The 25,484-nt window shown below is 59.7% G+C and carries 28 protein-coding genes and 1 tRNA gene; 20 read left to right on the forward strand and 9 right to left on the reverse strand.

The features are described 5' to 3' along the window. Positions 1–9: 9 nt before the first annotated feature. The 13 genes from N7D90_RS13855 (at position 10) to N7D90_RS13915 (ending at position 10,922) form a co-directional block, all read left to right on the forward strand. Positions 10–525, forward strand: coding sequence for a cytochrome b/b6 domain-containing protein (locus N7D90_RS13855; RefSeq protein ID WP_261738558.1), 516 nt, complete (start codon positions 10–12; stop codon positions 523–525). Continuing rightward, positions 522–1,043 carry a type II secretion system protein N gene (locus N7D90_RS13860; protein ID WP_261738559.1) on the forward strand — a complete coding sequence of 174 codons (522 nt, stop codon included), beginning with the start codon at positions 522–524 and terminating at the stop codon, positions 1,041–1,043. The genes N7D90_RS13855 and N7D90_RS13860 overlap by 4 nt, the downstream gene beginning before the upstream one ends. Beyond that, positions 1,040–2,941: a type II secretion system secretin GspD gene (gene gspD, locus N7D90_RS13865; RefSeq protein ID WP_261738560.1), complete on the forward strand. Its 1,902-nt coding sequence runs from the start codon at positions 1,040–1,042 to the stop codon at positions 2,939–2,941. The genes N7D90_RS13860 and gspD overlap by 4 nt, the downstream gene beginning before the upstream one ends. Beyond that, positions 2,938–4,410 carry a type II secretion system ATPase GspE gene (gene gspE, locus N7D90_RS13870; protein ID WP_261738561.1) on the forward strand — a complete coding sequence of 491 codons (1,473 nt, stop codon included), beginning with the start codon at positions 2,938–2,940 and terminating at the stop codon, positions 4,408–4,410. Before gspD ends, gspE begins: the two co-directional genes overlap by 4 nt. Before the next feature lie 2 nt (positions 4,411–4,412). Next, a complete protein-coding gene (gene gspF / locus N7D90_RS13875) occupies positions 4,413–5,621 on the forward strand; it encodes a type II secretion system inner membrane protein GspF (protein ID WP_261738562.1) in 1,209 nt (402 codons plus the stop codon). Between the two features lie 15 nt (positions 5,622–5,636). Continuing rightward, the gene (gene gspG / locus N7D90_RS13880; RefSeq protein WP_261738563.1) at positions 5,637–6,068 is read left to right on the forward strand and encodes a type II secretion system major pseudopilin GspG; all 432 of its coding nucleotides are present in this window, start codon (positions 5,637–5,639) and stop codon (positions 6,066–6,068) included. A gap of 1 nt (position 6,069) precedes the next feature. Then, positions 6,070–6,552: a type II secretion system minor pseudopilin GspH gene (gspH, locus tag N7D90_RS13885; RefSeq protein WP_261738564.1), complete on the forward strand. Its 483-nt coding sequence runs from the start codon at positions 6,070–6,072 to the stop codon at positions 6,550–6,552. Continuing rightward, on the forward strand, positions 6,539–6,907 hold the full coding sequence (gspI, locus tag N7D90_RS13890) for a type II secretion system minor pseudopilin GspI (RefSeq protein WP_261738565.1): 369 nt from the start codon (positions 6,539–6,541) through the stop codon (positions 6,905–6,907). Before gspH ends, gspI begins: the two co-directional genes overlap by 14 nt. Continuing rightward, a complete protein-coding gene (gspJ, locus tag N7D90_RS13895; RefSeq protein WP_261738566.1) occupies positions 6,904–7,503 on the forward strand; it encodes a type II secretion system minor pseudopilin GspJ in 600 nt (199 codons plus the stop codon). The genes gspI and gspJ overlap by 4 nt, the downstream gene beginning before the upstream one ends. After that, positions 7,496–8,374 carry a type II secretion system minor pseudopilin GspK gene (gene gspK / locus N7D90_RS13900; RefSeq protein WP_261738567.1) on the forward strand — a complete coding sequence of 293 codons (879 nt, stop codon included), beginning with the start codon at positions 7,496–7,498 and terminating at the stop codon, positions 8,372–8,374. The genes gspJ and gspK overlap by 8 nt, the downstream gene beginning before the upstream one ends. A gap of 7 nt (positions 8,375–8,381) precedes the next feature. Further along, positions 8,382–9,461: a type II secretion system protein GspL gene (gene gspL, locus N7D90_RS13905; protein ID WP_261738568.1), complete on the forward strand. Its 1,080-nt coding sequence runs from the start codon at positions 8,382–8,384 to the stop codon at positions 9,459–9,461. Between the two features lie 2 nt (positions 9,462–9,463). Continuing rightward, positions 9,464–9,910 (forward strand): type II secretion system protein M, encoded by a 447-nt coding sequence (locus N7D90_RS13910; RefSeq protein WP_261738569.1) that lies wholly within the window; start codon positions 9,464–9,466, stop codon positions 9,908–9,910. A 145-nt stretch (positions 9,911–10,055) separates the two neighbouring features. Then, positions 10,056–10,922, forward strand: a complete 867-nt coding sequence (locus N7D90_RS13915) for a prepilin peptidase (RefSeq protein ID WP_261738570.1) — start codon at positions 10,056–10,058, stop codon at positions 10,920–10,922. A 108-nt stretch (positions 10,923–11,030) separates the two neighbouring features. Here N7D90_RS13915 and N7D90_RS13920 read toward each other — a convergent pair. The 5 genes from N7D90_RS13920 to N7D90_RS13940 form a co-directional block, all read right to left on the reverse strand. Continuing rightward, positions 11,031–11,106, reverse strand: a tRNA-Gly gene (locus N7D90_RS13920). Positions 11,107–11,169: 63 nt separating this feature from the next. Further along, the gene (gene pgsA, locus N7D90_RS13925) at positions 11,170–11,727 is read right to left on the reverse strand and encodes a CDP-diacylglycerol--glycerol-3-phosphate 3-phosphatidyltransferase (protein ID WP_261738571.1); all 558 of its coding nucleotides are present in this window, start codon (positions 11,725–11,727) and stop codon (positions 11,170–11,172) included. Between the two features lie 32 nt (positions 11,728–11,759). Next, a complete protein-coding gene (gene uvrC, locus N7D90_RS13930; protein ID WP_261738572.1) occupies positions 11,760–13,583 on the reverse strand; it encodes an excinuclease ABC subunit UvrC in 1,824 nt (607 codons plus the stop codon). Positions 13,584–13,585: 2 nt separating this feature from the next. Further along, a complete protein-coding gene (gene uvrY, locus N7D90_RS13935) occupies positions 13,586–14,224 on the reverse strand; it encodes a UvrY/SirA/GacA family response regulator transcription factor (protein WP_261738573.1) in 639 nt (212 codons plus the stop codon). A 149-nt stretch (positions 14,225–14,373) separates the two neighbouring features. After that, on the reverse strand, positions 14,374–14,721 hold the full coding sequence (locus N7D90_RS13940; RefSeq protein ID WP_261742448.1) for a helix-turn-helix domain-containing protein: 348 nt from the start codon (positions 14,719–14,721) through the stop codon (positions 14,374–14,376). Positions 14,722–14,802: 81 nt separating this feature from the next. Here N7D90_RS13940 and N7D90_RS13945 point away from each other — a divergent pair, with 81 nt between their 5' ends. From N7D90_RS13945 to N7D90_RS13975, 7 genes are all read left to right on the forward strand, one after another. After that, on the forward strand, positions 14,803–15,045 hold the full coding sequence (locus N7D90_RS13945) for a DNA-binding protein (RefSeq protein ID WP_261738574.1): 243 nt from the start codon (positions 14,803–14,805) through the stop codon (positions 15,043–15,045). 707 nt (positions 15,046–15,752) lie between these two features. After that, the gene (locus tag N7D90_RS13950) at positions 15,753–16,841 is read left to right on the forward strand and encodes a 3-deoxy-7-phosphoheptulonate synthase (RefSeq protein ID WP_261738575.1); all 1,089 of its coding nucleotides are present in this window, start codon (positions 15,753–15,755) and stop codon (positions 16,839–16,841) included. Between the two features lie 110 nt (positions 16,842–16,951). Continuing rightward, positions 16,952–17,833: a lipase family alpha/beta hydrolase gene (locus N7D90_RS13955; RefSeq protein WP_261738576.1), complete on the forward strand. Its 882-nt coding sequence runs from the start codon at positions 16,952–16,954 to the stop codon at positions 17,831–17,833. Positions 17,834–17,925: 92 nt separating this feature from the next. After that, positions 17,926–18,207, forward strand: a complete 282-nt coding sequence (locus N7D90_RS13960; protein ID WP_016781241.1) for a peptidylprolyl isomerase — start codon at positions 17,926–17,928, stop codon at positions 18,205–18,207. A 116-nt stretch (positions 18,208–18,323) separates the two neighbouring features. Then, positions 18,324–19,094: a 3-hydroxybutyrate dehydrogenase gene (locus tag N7D90_RS13965; protein ID WP_261738577.1), complete on the forward strand. Its 771-nt coding sequence runs from the start codon at positions 18,324–18,326 to the stop codon at positions 19,092–19,094. 148 nt (positions 19,095–19,242) lie between these two features. Beyond that, the gene (locus N7D90_RS13970) at positions 19,243–20,349 is read left to right on the forward strand and encodes an enoyl-CoA hydratase/isomerase family protein (RefSeq protein ID WP_261738578.1); all 1,107 of its coding nucleotides are present in this window, start codon (positions 19,243–19,245) and stop codon (positions 20,347–20,349) included. A 3-nt stretch (positions 20,350–20,352) separates the two neighbouring features. Further along, positions 20,353–21,504 (forward strand): acyl-CoA dehydrogenase family protein, encoded by a 1,152-nt coding sequence (locus N7D90_RS13975; RefSeq protein ID WP_261738579.1) that lies wholly within the window; start codon positions 20,353–20,355, stop codon positions 21,502–21,504. A 66-nt stretch (positions 21,505–21,570) separates the two neighbouring features. On the opposite strand, the gene N7D90_RS13980 is transcribed toward N7D90_RS13975, so the two are convergent. Genes N7D90_RS13980 through N7D90_RS13995 form a run of 4 tightly spaced genes read right to left on the reverse strand, consistent with a single transcriptional unit; the run spans position 21,571 to position 25,469 of the window. Next, positions 21,571–22,344: an enoyl-CoA hydratase gene (locus N7D90_RS13980; protein WP_261738580.1), complete on the reverse strand. Its 774-nt coding sequence runs from the start codon at positions 22,342–22,344 to the stop codon at positions 21,571–21,573. 16 nt (positions 22,345–22,360) lie between these two features. After that, the gene (locus tag N7D90_RS13985) at positions 22,361–23,488 is read right to left on the reverse strand and encodes an acyl-CoA dehydrogenase (RefSeq protein ID WP_261738581.1); all 1,128 of its coding nucleotides are present in this window, start codon (positions 23,486–23,488) and stop codon (positions 22,361–22,363) included. A 9-nt stretch (positions 23,489–23,497) separates the two neighbouring features. Then, positions 23,498–24,691, reverse strand: coding sequence for an acetyl-CoA C-acyltransferase (locus tag N7D90_RS13990; protein ID WP_261738582.1), 1,194 nt, complete (start codon positions 24,689–24,691; stop codon positions 23,498–23,500). 10 nt (positions 24,692–24,701) lie between these two features. Next, positions 24,702–25,469: an SDR family NAD(P)-dependent oxidoreductase gene (locus tag N7D90_RS13995; protein ID WP_261738583.1), complete on the reverse strand. Its 768-nt coding sequence runs from the start codon at positions 25,467–25,469 to the stop codon at positions 24,702–24,704. Between the last annotated feature and the right edge of the window lie 15 nt (positions 25,470–25,484).

Consider the following 25,484-nt stretch of genomic DNA (forward strand, 5'->3'; position numbering starts at 1 on the left):
GAACACCCAATGTCTGCTCTTAATTACTCCACACCACGCAGGCTGCTGCACTGGTGTTTTGCCCTGATCATTATCTGGGCCTCCATCAGCGGTTTTGCCAACTCGTTGCTGCATTTTCCGCCTTCGATAGAAACCAGCATTACTTTTATCAACGTTTCGCTGACTGCACTGCTGCTGCCACTGTTTGCAGTGCGTGTATTTTTCGCCGTGGCCCACCCCGCACCCAAAGAGTGCGCAGCTATCGGAGCCCGCAACCACCTGCTGGCCAGGCTCGGTCACCTGGCGCTGTATATCGTCACCGCACTGGTGCTGGTAACCGGCGTGCTGATGATGGATCGACCCATTGATTTTTTTGGCGTGCTGACCATTCCCCAGCCGCTTGAAGCAACACTGTTGCTGAACTTTTTCAACGACGTGCACCGTGCTTGCTGCGTGGTCCTGGCCCTGCTGGTGCTCGGACATATCGGCGCGGTAGTGCTGCACCAGCGCCGGGGCTGCGGTGTACTGCAGCGGATGCTGCCTTGATCAGCCTGAATACGCTGAAGCCTATGCTCGCAAAGATGCCGCTCAACCGCGACCTGCTGCTGCTCAGCGCCTGCGCGCTATGTGCCTGGCTCGCCCTTGGCAGCTGGGACTTCATCCAGCAACTGCCCGCGCAACCAGCCCAGAGCGCCACCGCGGCAGAGGCTCCCAAGCCTCTGCAAGCGCTGGACACGCAAGGCATAACCAGAATGTTCGGCGCCACGCCGCCCGAGATGCAGAGAGCTGCCCTTGCGGTGCCGCTAACCCTGCTGGCGAGCCTGACAGCCGCTCACAGCAAGGACTCACGTGCGCTGATCCGTGCCCCAGACAGCACCGCGTTCTACAGCATTGGCGATCGCCTGCCCGGCGGCGTCAGCCTCAGCTCAATCAACCCGGATCACATTGTGGTGCTGGGTGGGGGCCTGGAACAAACCCTGGCTTTTCCCAGCCATACCGCGCGTCTGCTGACCCCCACACCCACTGCCGACGCACTCCCCCCTCCAGCAGAGATGCAACCATGAACCTCTCCCTGATCACCGGTACCGTGCTGATGCTCGGCACCCTGCTTTCACCCCTGGCCACGGCCGATGCCAAGCACAAGTGGACCTTGAACATGAAGGACGCCGAGCTGCAGGACCTGGTCAGTGAAGTCGGTAACATTACCGGCAAGACCATGGTCCTGGACCCTCGCATGAGCGGCAAGGTCACAGTGCAGTCGGCCTCTGCCATGGACCGCGAGGGTATTTACTCACTGTTTCTTACCGTGCTGCGCAGCCAGGGGTTCGCCGCCCTCGACCAGGGTGACCGAGTGCTGATCGTGCCTGTCAGCGAAGCCAAGACCAAGGCTGTCGGAAGCAAAATGGCCGTGGGTGATATGTTCATCACCAAAGTATTGCCTCTGTATAACGCCACTGCCAGTGAAGTGGCGACCGTGGTGCGACCGCTGGTGGCACCGGACGCTTACCTCGCCCCCTCGGCCAGTGCAAATGCACTGGTCATCACAGACAGCGCCAACAACGTCGAACGTATTCGCCAGGTGGTCAGCGACCTCGATGCCGCCGGGCACAAGGCCGTTACCACCCTCAACCTGAAACATGCCTGGGCGGTCGACGTGGCCAAGATCCTGAGCGAAAGCGTCGCCCAGAATAACAGCGGCAATAGCACCGCCAAAGCCATCGGCGACGCCCGCAGCAATCGCCTGATCCTGATCGGCCCGGCGCCGGCACGCCTACAGATGGAACGCCTGGCCAAAACCATGGACGTAGCCTCCAACGCCGACGATGGCACCCGCGTGGTACGCCTACGCCATAGCGACGCCAAGCAAATGGCCGAGCTGCTCAACGGCATCGGCAAGCGCATCGAAGGCGGTGGCCGTGGCAGTTCCGAGGGCAGCTCCCAAGGCAACTCAATCCTGGTCAGCGCCGACCAAAGCCAGAACGCCCTGGTACTCATGGCAGAACCCTCGCAACTGAGCATGCTTGACAAGGTCATCGCCGAGCTTGACCGCCCACGGGCCCAAGTGCTGGTGGAAGCGGCCATTGTCGAAGTCAGTGGCGACATCAATGAGGCCCTCGGCGTGCAGTGGGCCGCAAGGGCGGGCAATCTGACCGGTGGCACCAACTTCCCGGCCAGCGGCCTGGCCATCGGCACCCTGCTGGGCAACCTCAACAACGACAAGAGCCCGACGCTGCCCGATGGCGCAATCATAGGCCTGGGAAGCCGCAACTTCGGGGCTCTGGTCACCGCGCTGTCCAGCGACTCCAACAACAACCTGCTGTCGACTCCTAGCCTGCTGACCCTGGACAACGAGGCTGCAGAAATCCTGGTCGGGCAGAACGTGCCATTCCAGACGGGCTCCTACACCACCGACAGTGCCGGTGCCAGCAACCCCTTCACCACCGTGGAGCGCAAGGACGTGGGGATTACCCTCAAGGTGACACCCCATATCAACGATGGCAAAACCTTGCGCCTGGAGGTCGAGCAGGAGAGCTCAGAGCTGGCCGCCGCCCCGGCGGGCATCAGCACCAGCGACATAATCACCAACAAACGCTCTGTAAAAAGCACCATCCTGGCCGACGATGGGCAGATCATCGTGCTTGGTGGCTTGATCAAGGACAACGTCAAGACCCAAGTCAGCAAGGTCCCGATATTGGGCAGCATTCCGTTTATCGGCCGCCTGTTCAGCAGTACTCGTGAGGTCACTGAAAAGACCAACCTGATGGTCTTCCTGCGCCCGACACTGCTGCGCACCAGCAATGACAACAGCAACCTTAGCGACCGCAAGTACGAGAACCTGCGCCAGCTTCGGGCTCTGGACGGCAGCCCCAATAGCATGCGTCTGCCAAATGATCCGCGACAGATGTTCGATGCCAACCCGCAAGGCGGGGTGACCGACATGCGCAGCGAGACCAAGCCATGACCCAGGCAGTACGTCTGCCTTTCAGTTTCGCTCGGCGCCACGGCGTTTTGCTGGAGCACGACCAATTGCTGTGCCGCAACGACACGTCGCTGGAAGTCCTGGCCGAAGTGCGCAGGCGTCATGGCGCCCAGCCCCACACTCAAGTGATTAGCGCCGAAAACTTCGCCTTGCGCCTGGCCGAGTGCTACCGCGATGGGCAGGATGATGCCATGCAAATGGCCGAAGGCCTGGGCGACCAAATAGCTGACCAGGACGATATGGCCAGCCTGGCCGAACACCTGCCGCAGACCACAGACCTGCTGGAGCAGGAAGACGATGCACCGATCATCCGTCTGATCAACGCCATCCTCGGTGAGGCGGTCAAGGCCAAGGCCTCGGACATCCACCTGGAGACCTTCGAGCAACACCTCTCGGTGCGCCTGCGCGTCGATGGCCTGCTGCGCGAAGTGCTGCGCCCTCGGCGCGAACTGGCCGGGCTACTGGTGTCGCGGATCAAGGTCATGGCACGCCTGGACATAGCCGAAAAACGCATCCCCCAGGACGGCCGTATCGCCCTGCGAATTGGCGGCCATGAAGTTGACGTGCGCGTTTCCACCCTGCCCTCAGCCCACGGTGAACGCGTAGTGATGCGCCTGCTGGACAAACAGGCCGGGCGCCTGGACCTGGCGCGTCTGGGCATGGCCACGGCTTGTCGCGAACGCCTGGAAGCCACCCTCGCGCGGCCCCACGGGATCCTGCTGGTGACTGGGCCCACCGGCTCCGGCAAAACCACCACCCTGTATGCGGGCCTTGCCAGTCTCAACACGTTGTCCCGCAATATCCTGACCATTGAAGACCCGGTGGAATATCACCTGACGGGCATCGGCCAGACGCAGGTCAACACCAAGGTGGACATGACCTTCGCCCGTGGCCTGCGGGCCATCTTGCGGCAAGACCCGGACGTGGTGATGGTCGGTGAAATTCGCGACCGTGAAACCGCCGAAATTGCCGTGCAGGCGTCCCTCACTGGACACCTGGTGCTATCGACCCTGCACACCAACAGCGCAGTGGGCGCGGTTACGCGCTTGGTCGATATGGGCGTGGAGCCGTTTTTGCTCTGCACCTCGCTGATAGGGGTACTGGCCCAGCGCTTGGTGCGGGTGCTGTGCGTCGAGTGCAAGGTCGGCGCACCCGCTGATACCAGTGCATGCGCGCGCCTGGATCTCGCCCCCCTGGCGCCACCCCTGCTGTATCAGGCAAAAGGCTGTGCGGCCTGCCAGCACAGCGGCTATCGCGGACGCCAGGGCATCTACGAACTGGTGCTGTTCGACGAAAAATTGCGCCAATTGGTACACCAGGGTGCCGGTGAAGCCGAACTCAGCCGCCATGCCCGAGCACACGGGCCAAGCCTGTTCGCCGATGGCCGCGAAAAGGTACTGCAAGGCAGCACCAGCCTCGAAGAATTACTGCGCGTAACCCGGGAGGACTGACCATGGCCGCCTTCGAATACCTCGCCATGTGTAACGCTGGCCGCAAAACCAAGGGTGTGCAGGAAGCCGACAGCATCCGCCAGGCACGCCAACTGTTGCGCGAGCGCAACCTGATTCCATTGCAAGTCAAGCCTGCCCGCGGTAACCAGGACCGGAGTATGGGGACCTCAAGACGCAGCCTGAGCACAGCGCAGCTGTCCCTGCTGACACGCCAGTTCGCGACCTTGGTACAAGCTTCGCTACCCCTGGCAGACGTACTGGCGGCGGTAGCCGCCCAGTGCGAAAAAAACGCCCAGCAGAGCATGGTCCTGGCGATTCGCGCACGCGTTCTGGAAGGTCACAGCCTGGCCCGCGCCATGGGCGAATTCCCCCGTGCCTTCCCCGCGCTGTACCGAGCTACTGTGGCCGCTGGCGAACGCTCCGGGCACCTGGGCCATGTGCTGCTGCAACTGGCCGATTACACCGAGGCACGCCAGGCCGCGCAGCAACAGATACAGCTGGCCGTGCTCTACCCGAGCATCCTGATGGTGGCGGCTTTTAGTATCGTCGGTTTTCTGCTGGGTTTTGTGGTGCCGGACGTGGTCAAGGTGTTTATCGACAGCGGCCAGCAACTGCCCCTGCTCACCCGAGGCCTGATTGCCGCCAGTAACTTGCTGCACGACTACGGTCTGCTGCTGCTGTTACTGATCGCAGGCTTGCTGGCAGCTGCCCGGTTGGCACTGAAAAAGCCGGCGACGCTCCTGCGTTGGCACCAATTGCAACTGCGTGTGCCACTGCTCGGCCGGGTGATCCGGGCCAGCAACTGCACACGTTTTGTCAGCACCCTGGCGATTCTTGGACGTAGCGGCGTGCCGTTGGTGGACGCCCTGGAAATCTCCGCTCAGGTTGTCGCCAACCAGAAAATTCGTACCTGTCTGAAAGACGTCGCCCAAGCGGTGCGCGAAGGTAGCGGCCTGACTCGAGCCTTGGAACACAGCGGCCAATTCCCGCCAATGATGCTCTACATGATCGCCAGCGGCGAACGCTCCGGCGAGCTGGACGCCATGCTCGACCGCGCCGCGCAACAGCAGGAAGCGCAACTGGCCAACCGCATCGCCATGCTGGTGGGCCTGTTCGAGCCGGTGATGCTGGTGTTCATGGGCGCCAGCGTACTGCTCATCGTCCTGGCGATTCTGATGCCGATCCTCAGCCTTAACCAACTCATCACCTAAAACACGGGAGTGCGCATGCACAAGCGACACAAGCAAAGGGGTTTCACCCTGATCGAAATCATGGTGGTCGTTGTAATCCTCGGGGTACTCGCCGCGCTGGTGGTACCACAGATCATGAGCCGCCCGGGCCAGGCCAAGGCCACCGCGGCGCAGAGCGACATCAAGGCCATCGCCATGGCCCTGGACATCTACAAGCTCGACAACCACAACTATCCCAACACCCAGCAAGGCCTCGAAGCCCTGGTCAGCAAACCATCGGGCGCCCTGATGCGCAACTGGAATGCGGACGGCTATCTCAAGCGCCTACCGGTCGACCCCTGGGGCAACGCTTACCAGTACCTGTCCCCGGGTAGCCGGGAGAATGCATACGATCTGTTCTCCTTCGGTGCCGATGGCCGCCTCGGTGGCGAAGGCCTGAACGCCGATATCGGTAACTGGGACTTCTGAAGTGAAGCACTCCGCCCGCGGTTTTACCTTGCTCGAAGTACTGGTGGTGATCCTGATCGTCGGCCTGATGGCCGGCCTGGCAGGGCTGTCCCAGGTCGATAGCATCCAGCAGGCCCGCCGCGAGGCAGAACAGCTGCGCAGCCTGATCGGGCTGCTGCGCGTAGACGCCCTGATTAACCACCGCGACTATGGCCTGCGCCTGGACAACGACCGTTACTCGGTCCAGTCGCGCACCAGAGACGGACGCTGGCAGCCCGCCCCGCAATACCGCGAGCAGCAACTGCCGGTAAACGTACGCCTGCAATTGCAAGCGGGAGCAAACCTGCTTGAGCCCAACGCCCCTGCCAACAGCAAAGCACCGCAACTGCTGGTGCTGTCCAACGATGAAATTTCGCCTTTTACCCTGCACGTAGAACATCGCCTCAAACCGGTGCTCTCTCTGCACAGCGACGGGCTGGAAGAGGTGCGCATTGAAACGCTGTGACGGTTTTACCTTGCTCGAAGTAATGGTCGCCCTGAGCATCTTTGCCACCCTTTCAGTGGCCCTCTACAGCGCTGCCCAGCACATAGCCAGCAACAATAGCGGCCTTTCCGAACGCAGCCTTGCACATTGGCTGGCGGACAACCGCTTGACCGAACTGCGCGCTGGTATGCGCCAGATCGCCGCCGGTCAGCAACCAGAGAGACTGGACTTCGGCGGCCGTCAGTGGCTGCTCGACAGCCGTGTGACGAGCGCCCCCGACCCACGCCTGCGCCAGGTCAGCCTGGAGGTTTCCATCGTCGGCCCACGACCGCTGCGCCGGGCCTTGCTCAGCGGATTCATCGAGGCACACCCATGAAACAGCGTGGTTTTACCCTTCTGGAAGTGCTCATCGCCATGGCCCTGTTCAGCCTACTGGGCCTGGCCTGCTATCAACTGCTGGAGCGCGTGCTGCACAGTGAGCGGCGCATCGACCAACACGAACAGCAACTGCGCAACCTGCAACGGGCCCTCGCGATCTTCGAGCGCGACCTGACACAAGCCATCGCCTACCCACTGAGCGATGACCCCAGCCGACGCCAGGCACTGATCGGGCGCAGCGATAACCTGCGCCTCGTAAGGGGCGGCTGGAGCAACCCGCTGGAGCAGGCACGCAGCGATGTACTGCAAGTCAGCCACCGCTGGAGCCAGGGCCAATGGCTGCGCGACTACCACCCCCTCACCGGGCAAGCACCCCTGCCAGGGGAAGTTCGCCAGCAGCGCTTGCTCGATGGCGTGCATCTCAAACACCTGCGCTACATCGACGCCAACGGCACAGCGCATTCGGCCTGGCCGGCCCTGAGCCTGCCGCTAAGCCTGCCGCAAGCGATAGAGATTGAACTCGACGCCCCCGGTTACCCGGATATCCGCCGGGTTATCTTGCTGCCCGGTTTCCAGGGCACCGCCAGTGAATAACCCACGTCGGCAACGAGGGGTGGCGCTGATCAGTGTGTTGCTGATCACCGCACTGGTGACCCTGATCATCAGCGATATGCTCGCCCGACAACGCCTGAGCGTGGCCAGTAGCGCCAACCAATTGCAACAGCAGCAACTCTGGCAGTTGGCCCTCAGCGGCGAGACCTGGGCCCGCGAGCAATTGCGCAGCGACCTGCGTGCTGACGACGGCCTGACCCGAGTGCATTTGGGACAGCGCTGGCCCCAGGACGGCGGCGAACTCGAGATCGAGGGCGGGCGTATCCGCATCCACCTGGAAGACTTGGGCGCGCGCTTTAACCTCGACCGCCTGCGCAATCCCAACGACGAACTGAATCGTGCTCGCTACCAGCGCCTGCTGGCACAACTCGGTCTGCCCCCCCACGACCCAGCAAGCCTGCCCACGACTGCAGGCTACAACCACAAGCCCTTACCCTTCGCCGACAGCAGCGAATTGCGCCGTCTGGTGGCCCTGGACTTCTCGGGCTGGCAGCGCCTGCAACCTTGGGTTGCGACCACCGGGTTGGGTGCCTTGAACATCAATACCGCAAGCGCCCAACTGCTGGCTACCCTCGAAAGCCTGGACCTCGGTATCGCCCAGGCCCTGGTGCAGCAACGCCCTGCCGACGGTTACAAAAGCGTGCAGGAGTTTCTTGAGCAACCGCTGCTGCAAGGCCGTCAAGTCAATGGTGCAGGGCTGACCACCAGTAGTAGCAACTTTCGCGCGACCCTCGAGGTAGCGCTGGGCGAACGTCGCCTGCACCTGATCAGCGACCTGCGCACTGGCATTGACGGCCAGGTTCAGGTGCTGCGCCGACAACTCGTCGCCCCTCTGCGCACTTTTTCGGAGTGACCCCCACGTGAACGCCTTACTTTATATCTCCTCCCTGATCGAAGACGCGCCCCTGACCTGGTGGCATGGCGACGGCCCCGTGACCCAGGGCGATCTGGATCAGGCGGCCCAAGCCCTTGCTGGTCAGCCTCTGGTATTGCTGCTGCCCAGCGAAGCCGCCAGCCATCACCGCATCGAAGTACCCCCAGGCAGCGGCCGCTGGCTGCGTCAGGCGATCCATTCGGCACTTGAAGAAAAACTGCTGGATGACCTCGACCAACTGCACCTGGCCCAGGGAGCGTTACACCAACGGCGTCATTGCCGATTGTGGGTGATACGCCGCGACTGGCTCCAACCACTGCTCGCGCGCCTGGAGGACAAAGGCCTGGTCCCAACGCGGATTCATATCGATGCCGACTGCGTGCAGGGCGAGCAGCCGACAGCATTGTACTGCGCAGGTCGCTGGTTGCTCGGCGGTACGATCGTCCATCCCTCGGCCCTCATCGAAGAGGAGCTGGAAACCCTGGTCACATTGCTGCCAGACGACCTGCATCGCTGCGAAGAGTCACCTTGGCCTTTGCTGGCCGAAGGCGCGAAGCACGCCATCGACTTGCGCCAAGGCGGATTCTCCCTCGGCGGTCGGCGCCGCCCACCCTGGCGCGCCCTGGCTTTACTGGCCGTATTGGGCTGTGGCGCCAGCCTGTTGCAGGACTTCGGCCACCGGATGGTGTTGGAACAACGCAGCGTCGAACTGCATCAAGCCAACCTTGATACTTGGCAACAGCGGGCGCCAGATGAGTCTCGGGTCGTCGACCTTAACCGTCAGGTCCAGGCGCGACTGCAGCAAAACCAGACACCCCATCAGGACCTGGCACGGCGCCTGGAAACACTGGCTCGACACTGGAGCAACAGCAGCGGCGCCTTGGCCCGGGTCGACCAGCTGGATTATCAAAATGGTGAGGGCTGGACCCTGCGTGTAATCGCTCCGGCTTTCGCCGACCTCGAACGCTTGCGTGAGGGCCTGGGCCGCGCTGGCCTGACGGTGCAAGCCGACTCCACCGTCCGTGATGACCAAGTGGTCAGCGCCCGTTTGAAGATCAAGGAATGAATATGCCCTTTCGCAATTTATCCGAACGCGAACGCTTGGCCTTGTCTCTGCTGGCCCTGCTGCTCGGCCTGGTGCTGACCTGGACGCTGTTGTGGCAACCACAGCGTGCGGCCTTGCAGGACGCAGCACGTCAGTACCGCGACGAGCTGCAACTGACGGCAGACCTGCAGCGCATGCCCGCCACTAGTGGCGGACAGCATGGAACGACAATTAACTCCGGGGACTTGCCGGGGTTACTGGCACGAACCAGCGCTGAGGCCAACCTGAATCTGGAACGCCTGGATAACGAACAACAAGGCCGAGTCAATCTCGGCCTCTCCGGTTCTCTGGATGATCTGCTTGCCTGGTTGCAGCAACTCGGCGAGCAAGGGGTGGAGGTTATTTCGGCCAACCTTGAGGTCAATCCAATGGCCCACGTCCGGGCAAGGCTGGTGCTGGAGGTCAGATAGACCTGGCACTCACTGACGCATACAGATCATCAATAGCTGGCTGCCCTGTTTACCCCTCAATTGGCGACCATTCTCAGGGTCTAAAGGCCTCTGAGTACGGCGCCAAGTACTTGCACACTTACCCACCTGGATCAGCGATTTGAACATGGCCCTCACTGAAGTCCTTGCCAGTTTCCCTCTGGTTTTCGTCATATACGCACTGGTGCTAGGACTGATCGTAGGCAGTTTTATCAATGTGCTGGTCTGGCGCCTGCCGAAGATGCTCGAACGCGACTGGCAAGCACAGGCCCATGAAGCGCTCAATCTGCCCGCTGAACCTGCCGGGGCGCCCTATAACCTGATGTACCCGCACTCCGCCTGCCCCCATTGCGCAGAGTCGATTCGTCCGTGGCAAAACATCCCTCTGGTGAGCTACCTGCTGCTGCGTGGTCGTTGTTCAGGCTGCCAAAAAACCATCAGCCTTCGCTACCCGCTGACAGAGCTGGCCTGCGCTGTGCTCTCGGGATTTATCGCCTGGCATTTCGGGTTTGGCTGGCAGGCCGCCGGAGTATTGGTCTTGAGTTGGGGTTTGCTGGCAGCGAGCCTGATCGATGCCGACCACCAATTATTGCCTGATGAGCTGACACTGCCGCTGCTGTGGCTCGGCTTGATCGTGAACAGCTTCGGAGTATTTGTCCCGCTGACGGACGCGATGTGGGGCGCGGTGGCTGGCTACCTGAGTCTATGGTCAGTGTTCTGGCTGTTTCGACTGCTCACCGGCCAGGACGGCTTGGGCTATGGCGACTTCAAATTGCTGGCCCTGCTGGGGGCCTGGGGCGGCTGGCAGATATTGCCGCTGACCATCCTGCTGGCGGCCCTGGCTGGCACGTTGGGCGGCCTGACGTTGCTGCGTTTGCGCAACGCTCAAGTATCGACACCGACCCCCTTTGGTCCCTATCTGGCCATGGCCGGCTGGGCTGCATTGATATGGGGTGATCAAATAACCAACTTCTATTGGCAATTCGTCGGTTAGTGCTCAGCGTATTTTGTACAAAAATACGCTGCCGCAGAAACGAAAAAAGGACCCGAAGGTCCTTTTTTCTTGCCCTGTCGAATTGCGATGAATTCGTAGGGCCATGTCTGGAGCGGGAAACGAGACTCGAACTCGCGACCCCGACCTTGGCAAGGTCGTGCTCTACCAACTGAGCTATTCCCGCTTGGTGTGGCGCATTCTATAGCAATAAAAGAATGCGTCAAGCCATTGATTCAAAAAGTTTTATTTATTTGACCGAGGTCGTCTTCAGATGCGGCCAGGCAGCCCGCAAATATTGAACCATCGACCATAAGGTCAACCCGGCAGCCACCAGCAGCAACCCGTAACCCACCAGGACCCAGAAACTGAAGTCCGAAGGGTTGGCCAGCAAGATGATCAGCGCCAGCATTTGTGCTGCGGTTTTCCATTTGCCCATGTTCGATACGGCAACCTGAGCCCGCGCGCCCAGTTCCGCCATCCACTCACGCAACGCCGAGATGACGATTTCACGACCGATAATCACGGCCGCAGGCAGGGTCAACCATACGTTGTGGTGTTCTTGCACCAGCAAAACCAAAGCCACAGCGACCATCAGCTTGTCGGCAACTGGATCCAGAAAGGCGCCAAAAGGCGTGCTTTGCTCCAGTCGTCGGGCCAGATAGCCGTCGAGCCAATCGGTCGCCGCCGCAAATGCGAAGACTGAGCTGGCGGCTACATAACTCCAGCTGTAGGGGAGATAGAACAGCAGGATGAAGAAAGGAATAAGTAGAACGCGTAGTACGGTGATCAAATTAGGGATATTCATCGGCACAACTAGCTACGAGGTGAGGTGGCATTCTACTCGCTGTGCAGGTTTGCATAAATCAACTCAGCGAGCTTTTTACTGATCCCGGGTGCTTTGGCGATCTCCTCGATGCTGGCACGAGATAGCTCCTGTAAGCCACCAAAATGTTTCAATAAATCTCGGCGACGTGTCGGCCCTACCCCCGCAATGCCTTCCAGGGTTGAGGTTCGACGGGTTTTGCCGCGTCGCGCCCGATGTCCGGTAATTGCAAAGCGGTGAGCCTCGTCACGGATTTGCTGGATCAAATGCAAGGCCGGCGAATCGCCTTTTAATGTGAATTCATGGGCCGCGTCGTTCAAATAGAGGGTTTCAAAGCCCGCCTTGCGGGTCGCACCCTTGGCCACGCCAAGCAGAATCAGGTCCGGCACCGCCAGCTCATTGAGCACATCACGGGCCATCGACAGCTGGCCCTTGCCACCGTCGACCAAGAGGATGTCCGGCAGCTTGCCCTCCCCCTCTTTAAGCCGACTGAAGCGGCGCATCAGCGCCTGGTGCATGGCGGCATAGTCATCACCAGGGGTTACCCCTTCAATGTTGAAACGCCGGTAATCCGACTTGATCGGACCTTCGGGGCCAAACACCACGCAGGATGCAACGGTGGCTTCGCCGCTGGAGTGACTGATGTCATAACATTCCAGACGCTGCGGAATTTCGTCCAGCTTCAATACTTGCGCCAGGGCCTCGAAGCGCGCCGCGACATGCAGGCGGTTGGTCAGGCGCGCCGTCAGCGCCTGCTCGGCATTGGTGACCGCCAACTGCTGCCAGCGCGCCCGGGTGCCACGCACCCGGTAGCTGATAGCCAGCTCTCGGCCGCGCAGCTCGTCTATCGCCTCGACAATCGCCCCGAAGCTCTCATGCTCCACGTTGACGATCAGCTCACTCGGCAGGTCGCGCTCAGGGCTGCTGATGTAGTACTGCCCGAGAAACGCCGCCATGACTTCGGCCACATCTTCCTCGATGCCTACCTGAGGAAAGAAGTTCTTGCTGCCCAGTACCCGCCCGCCGCGCACGTTGATCAAATGCACACAGGCGCCGCCGGGGTTAACAAAGGCGGCAATCACGTCCACGTCGCCGGTTCCGCCTTCCATGCTCTGCTGATCCTGAACCCGACGCAGCAGGGAGATCTGATCACGCACCTCTGCTGCACGCTCGAAATCGAGGGTACTGGCGGCCTGCTCCATCGCACTGTTCAACTCGTCGGTCAGCGCACTGCTGCGCCCTTCGAGGAACATGATCGAGTGACGCACGTCTTCGGCATATTCCTGCGGGTCGACCAAACCGACACACGGGGCCTTGCAGCGCTTGATCTGATACTGCAAGCAAGGTCGTGTTCTATTTTTGAAATAGCTGTCTTCGCACTGACGCACCAGAAAAGTCTTCTGCAAGATGCTCAGGCTTTCGCGAATAGCGCCAGCACTGGGATAGGGCCCAAAAAACTTGCCTTTTTTCTTCTTGGCGCCGCGATGAATACTCAGGCGCGGGTACTCGCCATCTGACAGAAACACGTAGGGGTAGGACTTGTCGTCGCGCAACAGAATGTTGTACGGCGGGCGCCACTCCTTGATAAGCGTCTGCTCAAGCAACAGCGCTTCGGTTTCGTTGGCGGTAATAGTGGTTTCAATTTGCGCGATCCGCGCAACCAATGCCGCCGTTTTGGGCGCCAGGCCGGTTTTGCGAAAGTAGCTGGCCAGGCGTTTTTTCAGGTGCTTGGCCTTGCCCACATAAAGCAACCGCGCATCGCTATCAAACATGCGATACACGCCAGGTCGACCGCTGCAGGTCGAAAGAAACGCACTTGCGTCGAACACGTCAGTCATCGTTAGCCAGCATCAACCATGCCGTGACGAACGGCCAACAACGCCAGTTCAACATCGCTTTTGACTGAAAGCTTCTCGTAGATACGGTAGCGGTAGGTATTGACCGTCTTGGGTGACAGGCAAAGCTTGTCGGAAATAACCTGAACCTTCTGGCAACCGACAATCATTAGCGCGATCTGAATTTCACGCTCGGACAAGGCATCGAAAGGGGAATCACTGGCGGGCTGAAAGGACTTGAGCGCCAATTGCTGTGCAACTTGTGGGCTGATATAACGCTGACCGGCGAATACCAGGCGAATGGCCTGGACCATTTCAGCCAGGCCCGCGCCCTTGGTCATATAGCCCGCCGCGCCTGCTTGCAGCAAACGCGTCGGAAAAGGGTCTTCTTCGCACACGGTCACAGCGACAACCTTGATATCCGGGTGGCTGCGCATCATTTTGCGAGTAGCCTCAAGGCCACCGATGCCGGGCATTTTGACATCCATCAAGACCACATCCGGTTTCAGCTCACGAGCCTTGATAAGCGACTCCTCACCGGACTCGGCTTGACCGACCACTTGCAAGCCCTCGATATCGGCCAGCATTCGTGTGATCCCTGTACGCACCAGATCGTGATCATCGACCACTAGAACCCGAATCAAGTCGACACCTCGCAAATTGGTCTTGTTTGATTGCCGATACCATAGCAAAAACTAATGCACCAACCTACCGGCATGCGTCAACTATCCATGCCGAAACGTTAAAGCCTTGTAAAGAATCACCCCTTGACGGGATCGACCTCCTCAAGATCTCAACGTTCTTTGACCATCTGCGGGGCCGACAACTCTGCCAGGGTTGTGGTCAAACGGCGGATAGCGTCCTGATCTTCCTTATGCAGCACCCGGTAACTGATCAGAACCTTTTCTTCTATCTGACTGAGATTATCGATTAGTGTTGGGGTTGGGCTGCCCGTCAACACATAGAGCACATCCACACCGCGCCCTGCGACACGTGACAGATAGTCCGCTTTTGGAGCGCGATCGCCATTTTCGTACTTGCCTTGGGCGTTCGCCTCGACACCACCGATTTCGCCAAAAGATTTCTGCGACAAGCCAAGTCGCTCTCTCTCTTGCCTCAAGCGCAAACCAATTCCACCCATTTGGATGTAAGACCTCATTTTAAACACCCACGAGGATGGTATAATCGATGAATATTAAACAACTTTGAACGGTTTTGAACTATGACCGGAATCCGTACTGCCGCACAAGCCAAGGCATGGCTGGAACACCAGGGAAAGTCCGTTCAAGAGTTTGCTCGAGAGCATGGAATCGACCCTGCAACTACCTATCAAGTGCTCTCCGGCCGCAAAAAAGGAAAACGCGGTGAAGCTCACAAGGTAGCGGTTCTTTTGGGTATGAAGGACGGCATCATTGTGCCAAGGACTATGCATCCGACAGAGTCAAAAGATGATGTACTCGCCTGAGTATGCGCTTTATTGGCCAACCCTCCCGATTTAGTGTGCAGGCCATTTCGCACCTCACTAAAATGGGTCGCAAAAGCCCAAATAGAGCGTTTCAGGGCAAGAACCCAACGGCGGGTAACCCACCGCTGCGCCTTGGGTACGCACATTGGCGTCAGGCAATAGCCTTTATCGTTCTTCCAGATAGTATTTTTTTATTGAATCAGTCGGTTCGCGTCGAGTAAGCTGCAAACCACTAATCGGAGACAACCCATGTTGCATCACGCCAACACAGCCATTTGCAAGACCACACGCCAATCGCGTCTGGCTGCTGCTGTGTGCGCGAACAACATGCACTCCACAGCACGATTTTATTTTGGGTATTGGTTTAGCCACTGGCGCGCCTGATACCCACACGGCGCCCACTACTTAGGGGTCGCCTACCAGAGAATTCTCACCCCCGGTCGGCTTCCCGACCGGGGGTTTTGTTTTTTCAGCCCCTGACATTTTCTTGAATTGAGGATTTACCCCATGAACTACGCCACTTATTACCGCTTCGACCTTTGCACTGCATGGCGATTTATCAGCCGCCGTTCGGGACAGCCTGCCACCTCCGAACGGACCCACATTGGTGGCACGCAAGCACTCACAGCCAGTCTGGCCAATTGTCGAACACCCCAGTAGGGCTGAGCGCGCGGGACAACCCGCCGCCTGCCCAGGAAGCACACACCATGAACGCATCCGTTTCAGCTCTGCCAACCGTACACACTGCCACTGCCACCGTTTCGACCCGTCGTCTGCCCAGCGCATCGCAACTCAAACAGCAGCTGCCGCTGAGCGACATGCTTGGCAACCAGGTCCGCAATCAGCGCCAAGCCATTCGCGCCATCCTCAACGGTGAAGACTCCCGTTTACTGGTTGTCGTAGGCCCCTGCTCCATCCACGACCCCCTCGCCGCACTGGAATACGCCAGCAACCTCGCAGCCCTGGCACATGAAGTGCGCGACGACTTGCTGCTGGTCATGCGTGCCTATATCGAAAAACCGCGCACCACCGTCGGCTGGAAAGGCCTGGCCTACGACCCGCACCTGGATGGCAGCGATGACATGGCCCACGGCCTGACCCTGTCACGCGAACTGATGCTTGAAATGCTGCGCATGGGCCTGCCGGTTGCAACCGAACTGCTGCAACCCATTGCCGCTGGCTACTTCGACGACCTGCTGGGCTGGGTGGCCATTGGCGCCCGCACCACCGAATCGCAAATCCACCGCGAAATGGCCAGTGGTCTTGATCTGCCGGTGGGCTTCAAAAACGGCACCGACGGTGGTGTGGCAATTGCTTGCGACGCCATGCGCTCTGCGGCACACAGCCATCGTCACTTCGGCGTCGATAGCCAGGGCCATCCGGCAATCGTCGAGACACGCGGCAACCCCGACACCCACCTGGTGTTACGTGGCGGCCACAGTGGCCCGAACTACGACCGTGCCAGCCTCGCCAAGGCCCGCGCCGGACTGCAAAAGAGCGCTATTGCAACCCGCATCATGGTCGACTGCAGCCACGCAAACAGCGGCAAAGACCCGTTGCGTCAGCCTGAAGTGTTCAATGAGGTACTTGAGCAGCGCCTGGCAGGCGACCATTCGCTGATTGGGATGATGCTCGAAAGCCATCTGTTCGAAGGCTGTCAGCCCCTGAGCACGAACATGCGCTACGGGGTTTCCGTGACCGATGGCTGCCTGGGCTGGGATGCAACCGAGCAACTGCTGCGCAACGCCGCCCATCAACTGCAAGCGCAGCGCCACAGCGCCAAGGCCATCGCCTGACAACCACGCTCTGCAAACAACAGCGCAACCCGGGAAAATGCCCACGGTTGCGCAAAGCCGGTTTCGACTAAGGTGTTTTTATGACTCAAAAACACCTAGCGAGATTGATCATGGATGACTCTGCAAACACCCAATACCCGATTTTACTGGTGCATGGCCTTTTTGGATTCGACCGGATTGGCTCCCACCATTACTTCAATGGCATCAAACAAGCGCTCACTGAGTGTGGTGCCAGCGTCTTTGTGCCGATTATTTCTGCCGCCAACGGCAATGAAGCCCGTGGCGACCAACTGCTCGAGCAAATACACGGCTTGCGCAGACAGACCGGAGCACCACGGGTCAACCTTATCGGCCACAGCCAGGGCGCCCTGACTGCACGTTATGCGGCAGCCATCGCCCCCGAGGTCATCGCCTCCGTTACTTCAGTCAGCGGCCCCAACCAGGGCTCGGAACTGGCCGACCGTTTGCGCTTGGCCTTGATCCCGGGACGACTTCCCGAAACCGTCGCGGCAGCCCTGACCACCGCACTCAGCGCATTCCTGTCGGCCCTCAGCGGCCACCCGCAACTGCCTCAACATGCTTTGAACGCACTGAATGCCCTGACCACCGAAGGCGTTGCCGCCTTTAACCTGAAATACCCTCAAGGCTTGCCCACCACGTGGGGAGGCATGGGGCCCGGACAAGTCAATGACGTCTTCTATTACTCCTGGAGCGGCATCATCAAAGGTTCACGGCTGACGGAGTCACTGAACCTGCTCGACCCCCTGCACAATGCCCTGCGTGTTTTTGGCAGCTTCTTTACCCGCGAGACCAGGGAAAACGACGGGATGGTCGGGCGCTTCAGCTCGCATCTGGGCCAGGTGATACGCTCGGATTACCCCATGGACCACCTCGACACCATCAACCAGGTAGCAAGAGGAAGCCGCAGGAACATTGACCCGATGCAGCTCTACGTGGAACATGCCAGACGGCTGAAGCAAGCAGATCTGTAGCGGGTAATCAAATCCCCAAAACCGCACATTTGCCGAGAAAAAAGCCACTGAATCCGGTAGGCTCGGCACTTTCTTGAAAGGAGTACACCCTCATGGCCAAAGCCACTGCCCGTCACATCCTGGTTGCCACCGAAGACAAGTGCAACGAACTGAAAGCACAAATCGAAGGCGGCGCTGATTTCGCCGAAGTTGCCAAAGCCAACTCTTCTTGCCCATCCAGCCGTCAGGGCGGCGATCTGGGTTCTTTCGGTCCAGGCCAAATGGTTAAAGAATTCGACACCGTCGTCTTCAGCGCACCTATCAACGTGGTGCAAGGCCCGGTTAAAACCCAGTTCGGTTACCACCTGCTGGAAGTCACCAGCCGCCAGGACTAATCCTCCCCGCGCTGCGTGAAAACGGCCCACCTTTTGGTGGGCCGTTTCGTATCCGCAATTGCAAACCGCGTGCTACGTTTCCTCATTCACGAAACCATCGTACTGAGGAATTGATCATGAGCCTTAATGGCAAAACTGCATTGGTTACTGGTTCTACCAGCGGCATCGGCCTGGGCATCGCACTGAGCCTGGCCAAAGCCGGAGCGGACCTGATACTCAACGGCTTTGGCGATGCCAGCAAAGTCATTGCCGAGATCGAACAGTTCGGCGGCAAGGTTGGCCACCATCCGGCGGATGTCAGCGACCCCGCGCAGATCGCCGATATGATCAGTTATGCCGAACGCGAGTTTGGCGGCATCGACATTCTGGTCAACAACGCTGGCATCCAGCATGTCGCCAGCGTCGAGGAATTCCCGGTAGAGCGCTGGGACTCGATCATCGCGATCAATCTGTCTTCGGTATTCCACAGCACCCGTCTGACCTTGCCCGGCATGCGCAAACGCGGCTGGGGCCGTATCGTCAACATCGCCTCGGTTCACGGGCTGGTGGGTTCGGTCGGCAAAGCCGCCTATGTTGCCGCAAAACATGGGGTGATCGGCCTGACCAAAGTGGTAGGCCTTGAAACCGCCACCAGCAACATCACCTGCAACGCCATCTGCCCGGGCTGGGTGCTGACACCACTGGTGCAAAAGCAAATTGACCAGCGCATCAGCCAGGGTATTGACCCCTACCAGGCGCAGCATGATTTGCTGGCCGAAAAACAACCCTCACTGGAGTTCGTAACCCCGCCGCAACTGGGCGAACTGGTGCTGTTTCTATGCAGTGAGGCTGGCAGCCAAGTGCGCGGCGCAGCCTGGAATGTGGACGGCGGGTGGCTGGCGCAATAAGTTCGCGCAATACTGCACGCCGGACATGCAAAAATGCACACCAACCCTGCACTTATCAGGGTTGTAATGGGCAAATTTGCACTGTTAGCATCGCCTATCGTTCGCCCGTGAACACCTTCTAAAAATAATACAAAGCAGGGAGTTAGTGATGACTGCTCAGGTTTCCTCCTCACCGACACCGGATGTCGCGCCGCTACAAGACACGATTCTGGCCGAGGTCCGCAACCATATTGGCCACCTGACCCTCAACCGCCCCAGCGGCCTCAACGCCATCAATCTGCAGATGGTCCGCAGCCTTCAGCAACACCTGGATAACTGGGCTACAGACCCACAGATCAAGGCTGTAGTGCTGCGCGGCGCGGGTGAAAAAGCCTTCTGTGCTGGCGGCGATATTCGCTCGTTGTACGACAGCTATCAAAACAAAGACACCCTGCACAGCGTGTTCTTCGAAGAAGAATACGCCCTCGACTTGACACTGCACCGCTACCCAAAACCCGTGGTTGCCTTGATGGACGGATTCGTCCTCGGCGGCGGCATGGGGCTGGTGCAAGGCGCGGATCTACGCCTGGTCACCGAGCGCAGCAAACTGGCGATGCCGGAAGTGGCCATCGGTTATTTCCCTGACGTCGGCGGCAGCTATTTTCTGACCCGTACACCGGGCCAACTGGGTACATATCTCGGCGTCAGCGGCGTGCAAATCCGCGCTGCCGATGCGTTGTATTGCGGACTGGCTGACGGCTACCTGGAGAGCAGCAAACTGGCTGAACTGGATCAGTGCCTGAACGCCCTCGCCTGGCAAACATCTCCCATTGACGACCTGACTGCGCTGGTAGCCCGGTTCGCGGTAGCTGCATTGCCCGATCCGCCGCTGGCCAGGCTGCGCCCTCTGATTGACAGTGTTTTCTCCCAAGACGACCTGCCGCGGATTGTTGCCCACCTGCGCGCCGTCATTGCACCAGAAACCCGCGACTGGGCCATTGAAACCGCTGACCTGCTGCAAACTCGCTCGCCACTGGCCATGGCCGTCACCCTCGAAATGTTGCGCCGTGGACGCGAGTTGCCCCTTGAACAGTGCTTCGCCCTGGAGCTGCACCTGGACCGCCAGTGGTTTGATCGCGGTGACCTGATGGAGGGCGTGCGCGCGCTGATTATCGACAAGGACAAAACCCCGCACTGGAACCCGCCAACCCTGGACGCGCTGGATGCGAACCATGTCGCCAGTTTTTTCACCGAATTCAACGCGAAGGGAGCCTGAGCCATGCAAGACATCGAACTGAGCGAAGAACAAGTGATGATCCGCGACATGGCCCGCGACTTTGCCCGCCGCGAAATCGCTCCCCATGCCCAGGCCTGGGAAAAGGCCGGCTGGATCGACGATGCACTGGTTGCCAAGCTCGGCGAACTGGGGCTGCTCGGCATGGTGGTCCCGGAGGAATGGGGCGGCACTTATGTCGATTACGTCGCTTATGCTCTGGCCGTGGAAGAGATCTCGGCCGGGGATGCCGCAACCGGGGCGCTGATGAGCATCCATAACTCGGTGGGCTGCGGGCCCATCCTCAAATATGGCAGCGAGACGCAAAAGCAAACCTGGCTGGCGGAGCTTGCCAGCGGCCAGACCATCGCCTGTTTTTGCCTGACCGAACCACAAGCAGGCTCCGAAGCCCACAACCTGCGCACCCGGGCTGAACTGCGCGACGGGCAATGGGTGATCAACGGTGCCAAGCAATTTGTCAGCAATGGCAAGCGCGCCAAACTGGCCATCGTATTTGCAGTGACCGACCCCGACTTGGGCAAAAAAGGCATTTCGGCCTTTTTGGTGCCCACCTCCACCCCAGGTTTTATCGTCGACCGTACCGAACACAAAATGGGCATCCGCGCCTCGGACACCTGCGCCGTTACCCTGAACAACTGCAGCGTGCCTGAAGCCAATATGCTCGGCGAGCGCGGCAAGGGGCTGGCCATCGCCCTGTCCAACCTTGAAGGCGGCCGCATCGGTATTGGCGCACAGGCATTGGGGATCGCCCGGGCGGCCTTTGAGGCGGCACTGGGCTATGCCCGCGACCGGGTGCAGTTTGACAAAGCGATCATCGAGCACCAAAGCATCGCCAACATGCTGGCCGACATGCAAACCCGAATCAATGCTGCACGCCTGTTGATCCTGCATGCGGCGCGCCTGCGCAGCGCGGGCAAGCCCTGCCTCTCGGAAGCCTCGCAAGCCAAGCTGTTTGCTTCGGAAATGGCCGAGTATGTGTGCTCCAAAGCCATCCAGATCCACGGCGGCTATGGCTACCTTGAGGACTATCCGGTGGAGCGTTACTACCGGGACGCGCGAATCACCCAGATCTATGAGGGATCGAGCGAGATTCAACGGATGGTGATTGCGCGGGAATTGAAGAATTATCTGATTTAAGGGGTGCTACGAGAGCCCCTAACCCTCTCCCAAAGGGAGAGGGTTAGGGTGAGGGGACTTTGATCTTTAGCGGTTTTTGAACTCCGCCTCACGTTTACCCACAAACGCCGCCATGCCTTCTTTCTGGTCGTGTGTCGCGAACATCGAATGGAATACCCGACGCTCGAAACGCACACCTTCAGCCAAGTTGACTTCGAAAGAGCGATTCACACATTCCTTGGTCAGCATCAGCACCGGCAGAGATTTCCTGGCGATCAGCGCCGCCACTTTCAGCGCTTCGTCGAGCAACTCATCCACTGGCACCACACGGGCTACCAGCCCTGAACGCTCGGCCTCTTCGGCGCCGATCAAGCGTCCGCTCAAGCACATTTCCATCGCCTTGGCCTTACCCACGGCACGGGTCAGACGCTGCGTACCGCCCATGCCCGGCAACACCCCCAGGTTGATTTCCGGCTGGCCGAATTTGGCATTGTCACCGGCCAGAATAAAGTCGCACATCATCGCCAGTTCACAGCCACCGCCCAAGGCAAACCCGGCCACCGCAGCAATAATCGGCTTGCGTCGGGTCGCTACGCGATCGCTGTCCGAGAACAGATCGTCGAGATAAATTTGCGGGTAGGTCAGGTCCGCCATTTCCTTGATATCCGCACCCGCGGCAAAGGCTTTTTTCGAGCCGGTAATGACGATACAGCCAATCCCGTTATCGGCTTCCAGCGTGTCCAGCGCCTGGTTGACCTCGCTGACCAACTGCGCATTCAGGGCGTTGAGCGCCTGCGGTCGGTTCAGGGTAATCAGGCCCACCTGCCCATGAATGTCCAACAGAATGGTTTCGTAACTCATCGCTTATGCCCTCGATTCAAAGATTGCGCGAAATGACCATGCGCTGAATATCACTGGTGCCTTCATAAATCTGGCACACCCGTACATCGCGGTAGATCCGTTCCAGCGGAAAATCGCTCAAATAGCCATAACCGCCCAAGGTTTGCAACGCTTTGGAGCACACCCGCTCGGCCATTTCCGATGCAAACAGCTTGGCCTGCGAAGCCTCGACCAACGCCGACTGGCCACTGTCACGCAGCGCTGCGGCGTAACGAACCATCTGCCGGGCGACGGCTATTTCAGTCGACATATCGGCCAGACGAAACGCCACCGCCTGATGCTCAACCAATGGTTGACCAAAGGTCACGCGTTCGCGGGCGTAGTCGCGGGCAGCTTCAAAGGCAGCCCGGGCCATGCCCACTGCTTGCGAAGCAATACCAATGCGCCCGCCTTCCAGGTTGCCGAGGGCAATTTTGTAGCCCTGCCCTTCTTCACCCAAGCGGTTGGCCACCGGCACTTTCAGGTCGGTAAACAGGATCTGGCAGGTGTCTGAAGCATGCTGCCCCAATTTGTCTTCAACCCGGGCCACGCTATAGCCCGGCGAATCAGTGGGGACGATAAATGCAGTGATCCCACGCTTGCCCGCCGCTGGGTCCGTCACCGCAAAAACTATCACCACCCCGGCGTTTTGCCCCGAGGTGATGAACTGCTTGCAGCCATTGAGTACGTAATGATCGCCTTCACGGCGGGCACGGGTTTTCAGGTCGCTGGCATCGGAGCCGGCCTGCGGTTCGGTCAGAGCAAAAGCGCCAAGCATCGCACCGCTGGCCAGGGGGATCAAAAACTCCTGTTTTTGCTGCTCGGTGCCGTACTTGAGGATTGGCACGCAACCCACCGAGTTGTGCACGCTCATAATCGTGGAGCAGGATCCGTCGCCGGCGGCGATTTCTTCGAGGGCCATTGCGTAGGCCTGATAGCCGGTGTCGCAACCGCCCCACTCCTCAGGTACGAGCATGCCGAAAAACCCCAGTTGCGCCATCTCATCAATGGCCTCTCGAGGAAAGCGGTGCTGCTTGTCCCACTCAGCCGCAAAGGGCTTCAAACGTTCCTGGGCAAACTGTTGGGCCGCTTCGCGAATTTGTAATTGTTCGGATGTGGGCAGCATAAAAAATCCTTAATACAGACATTCCACGGCAATCGCCGTGGCTTCACCGCCGCCGATGCAGATGGCTGCAACGCCGAATTTGGCCTTTTGCTGACGCAATGCCGAAAGCAAGGTCACCAGGATCCGTGCTCCCGAAGCGCCTATCGGATGCCCCAGTGCACAAGCCCCGCCGTAGATATTGACCTTGCTGTGGGGGATATCCAGCTCGCTCATCGTCACCAGGCTGACCACTGCAAACGCTTCGTTGATCTCGAACAGATCAACTTGGTTCAGATCCCAACCGGTCTTGCTCATCAGCCGCTTGATCGCGCCCACAGGGGCCGTCGGGAACAGCCCTGGCTCATCGGCAAACGCCGCATGGCCATGGATCACCGCCAGGGGTTTGAGCCCGCGTTTTTGCGCCTCGCTGCTGCGCATCAAAACCAGCGCCGCAGCACCATCGGAAATCGAACTGGAGTTGGCCGCCGTCACCGTGCCGCCATCGCGGAACGCCGGTTTCAGGGTAGGAATTTTTGCCAAATTGGCCTTGGGCGGTTGCTCATCATCACTGATCAGGCGTTGCTCCTTGCCCACGGTCACCTGCACCGGGACGATCTCGGCGCTGAAACTGCCGTCTTTGATCGCCTGCTGCGCACGGGTCAGCGAAGCCACGGCAAACGCATCCTGCGCCTCGCGACTGAAACCATGAAGCTGGGCACAGTCTTCGGCGAAAGTGCCCATCAGGCGACCACGGTCATAGGCATCTTCCAGACCGTCGAGGAACATGTGGTCCAGTACCCGGCCATGGCCCATGCGGTAACCGCTACGGGCACGGTCCAGCAAGTACGGCGCATTGGACATGCTCTCCATGCCCCCCGCCACCACCACATCGACGCCCCCGGCCAGCAGCCGGTCGTGGCCCAGAATGGTGGCTTCCATACCCGAACCGCACATCTTGTTCAGCGTGGTGCAGCGCGTGCCCTTGTCCAGCCCGGCGCCCAGGGCGGCCTGACGCGCAGGTGCCTGACCGAGACCGGCCGAGAGCACGCAGCCAAACAGCACTTCTTCCACACCATCAGGCGCCACCCCGGCCCGCTCTACCGCTGCACGGATCGCCGCAGCGCCGAGTTGCGGTGCGGTCAGGCCCTTGAAGTCACCTTGAAAACCGCCCATGGGCGTGCGTGCAACACTCACAATCACGACCGGATCATTGGCTATTGTCATTTCACACCTCTTATTTGGCGGCCATGCGCAAGGCACCGTCGAGACGGATCACCTCGCCATTGAGCATGCTGTTTTCGATAATATGCCGCACCAGCGACGCGTACTCGTCAGGCTTGCCCAGGCGTGGCGGGAACGGTACACCGGCAGCCAGGGAGTCACGTACTTCGGGAGTCATGCCGGCCATCATCGGGGTTTCAAAGATGCCCGGGGCGATGGTCATGACCCGAATCCCGAAGCGAGCCAATTCGCGAGCAGCAGGCAAGGTGAGGCTGGCGATAGCCCCCTTCGACGCGGCATACGCGGCCTGGCCGATCTGGCCGTCAAAGGCTGCCACCGAAGCCGTATTGATGATCACTCCGCGCTCGCCATCGGCATCGGCGCCGGTTTCAGCAATTGCCGCAGCGGCCAGACGCAGCATGTTGAAGCTGCCAATCAGGTTGACGTTGATCACCTGGCTGAAGCTCTCCAGCGCATGCGGGCCGTTTTTACCGATGATCTTTTCACCGCGCACGATACCTGCGCAATTGACCAGCCCGTTGACCCCGCCAAAGGCGGCCACTGTAGCCGTGACCGCCGCTTGCGCAGCATCTGCCTGGCTGATGTCGGCCACTGCGCTACGCGCCTGGCTGCCGAGTCTGGCTGCCTGGGCGGCCACTGCATCGGCGTTCATATCCACCAACATCACCTTGGCGCCCGCCTTGACCAGCATCTCGGCGGTGGCTGCACCCAGTCCCGATGCACCACCGGTGACGATAAAAACCTTGTTCTCGATTTGCATGATAATTCCTGATTA

The sequence above is a fragment of the Pseudomonas fragi genome (assembly GCF_025426255.1).
In the GTDB taxonomy this organism is placed as follows: domain Bacteria; phylum Pseudomonadota; class Gammaproteobacteria; order Pseudomonadales; family Pseudomonadaceae; genus Aquipseudomonas; species Aquipseudomonas kulmbachensis.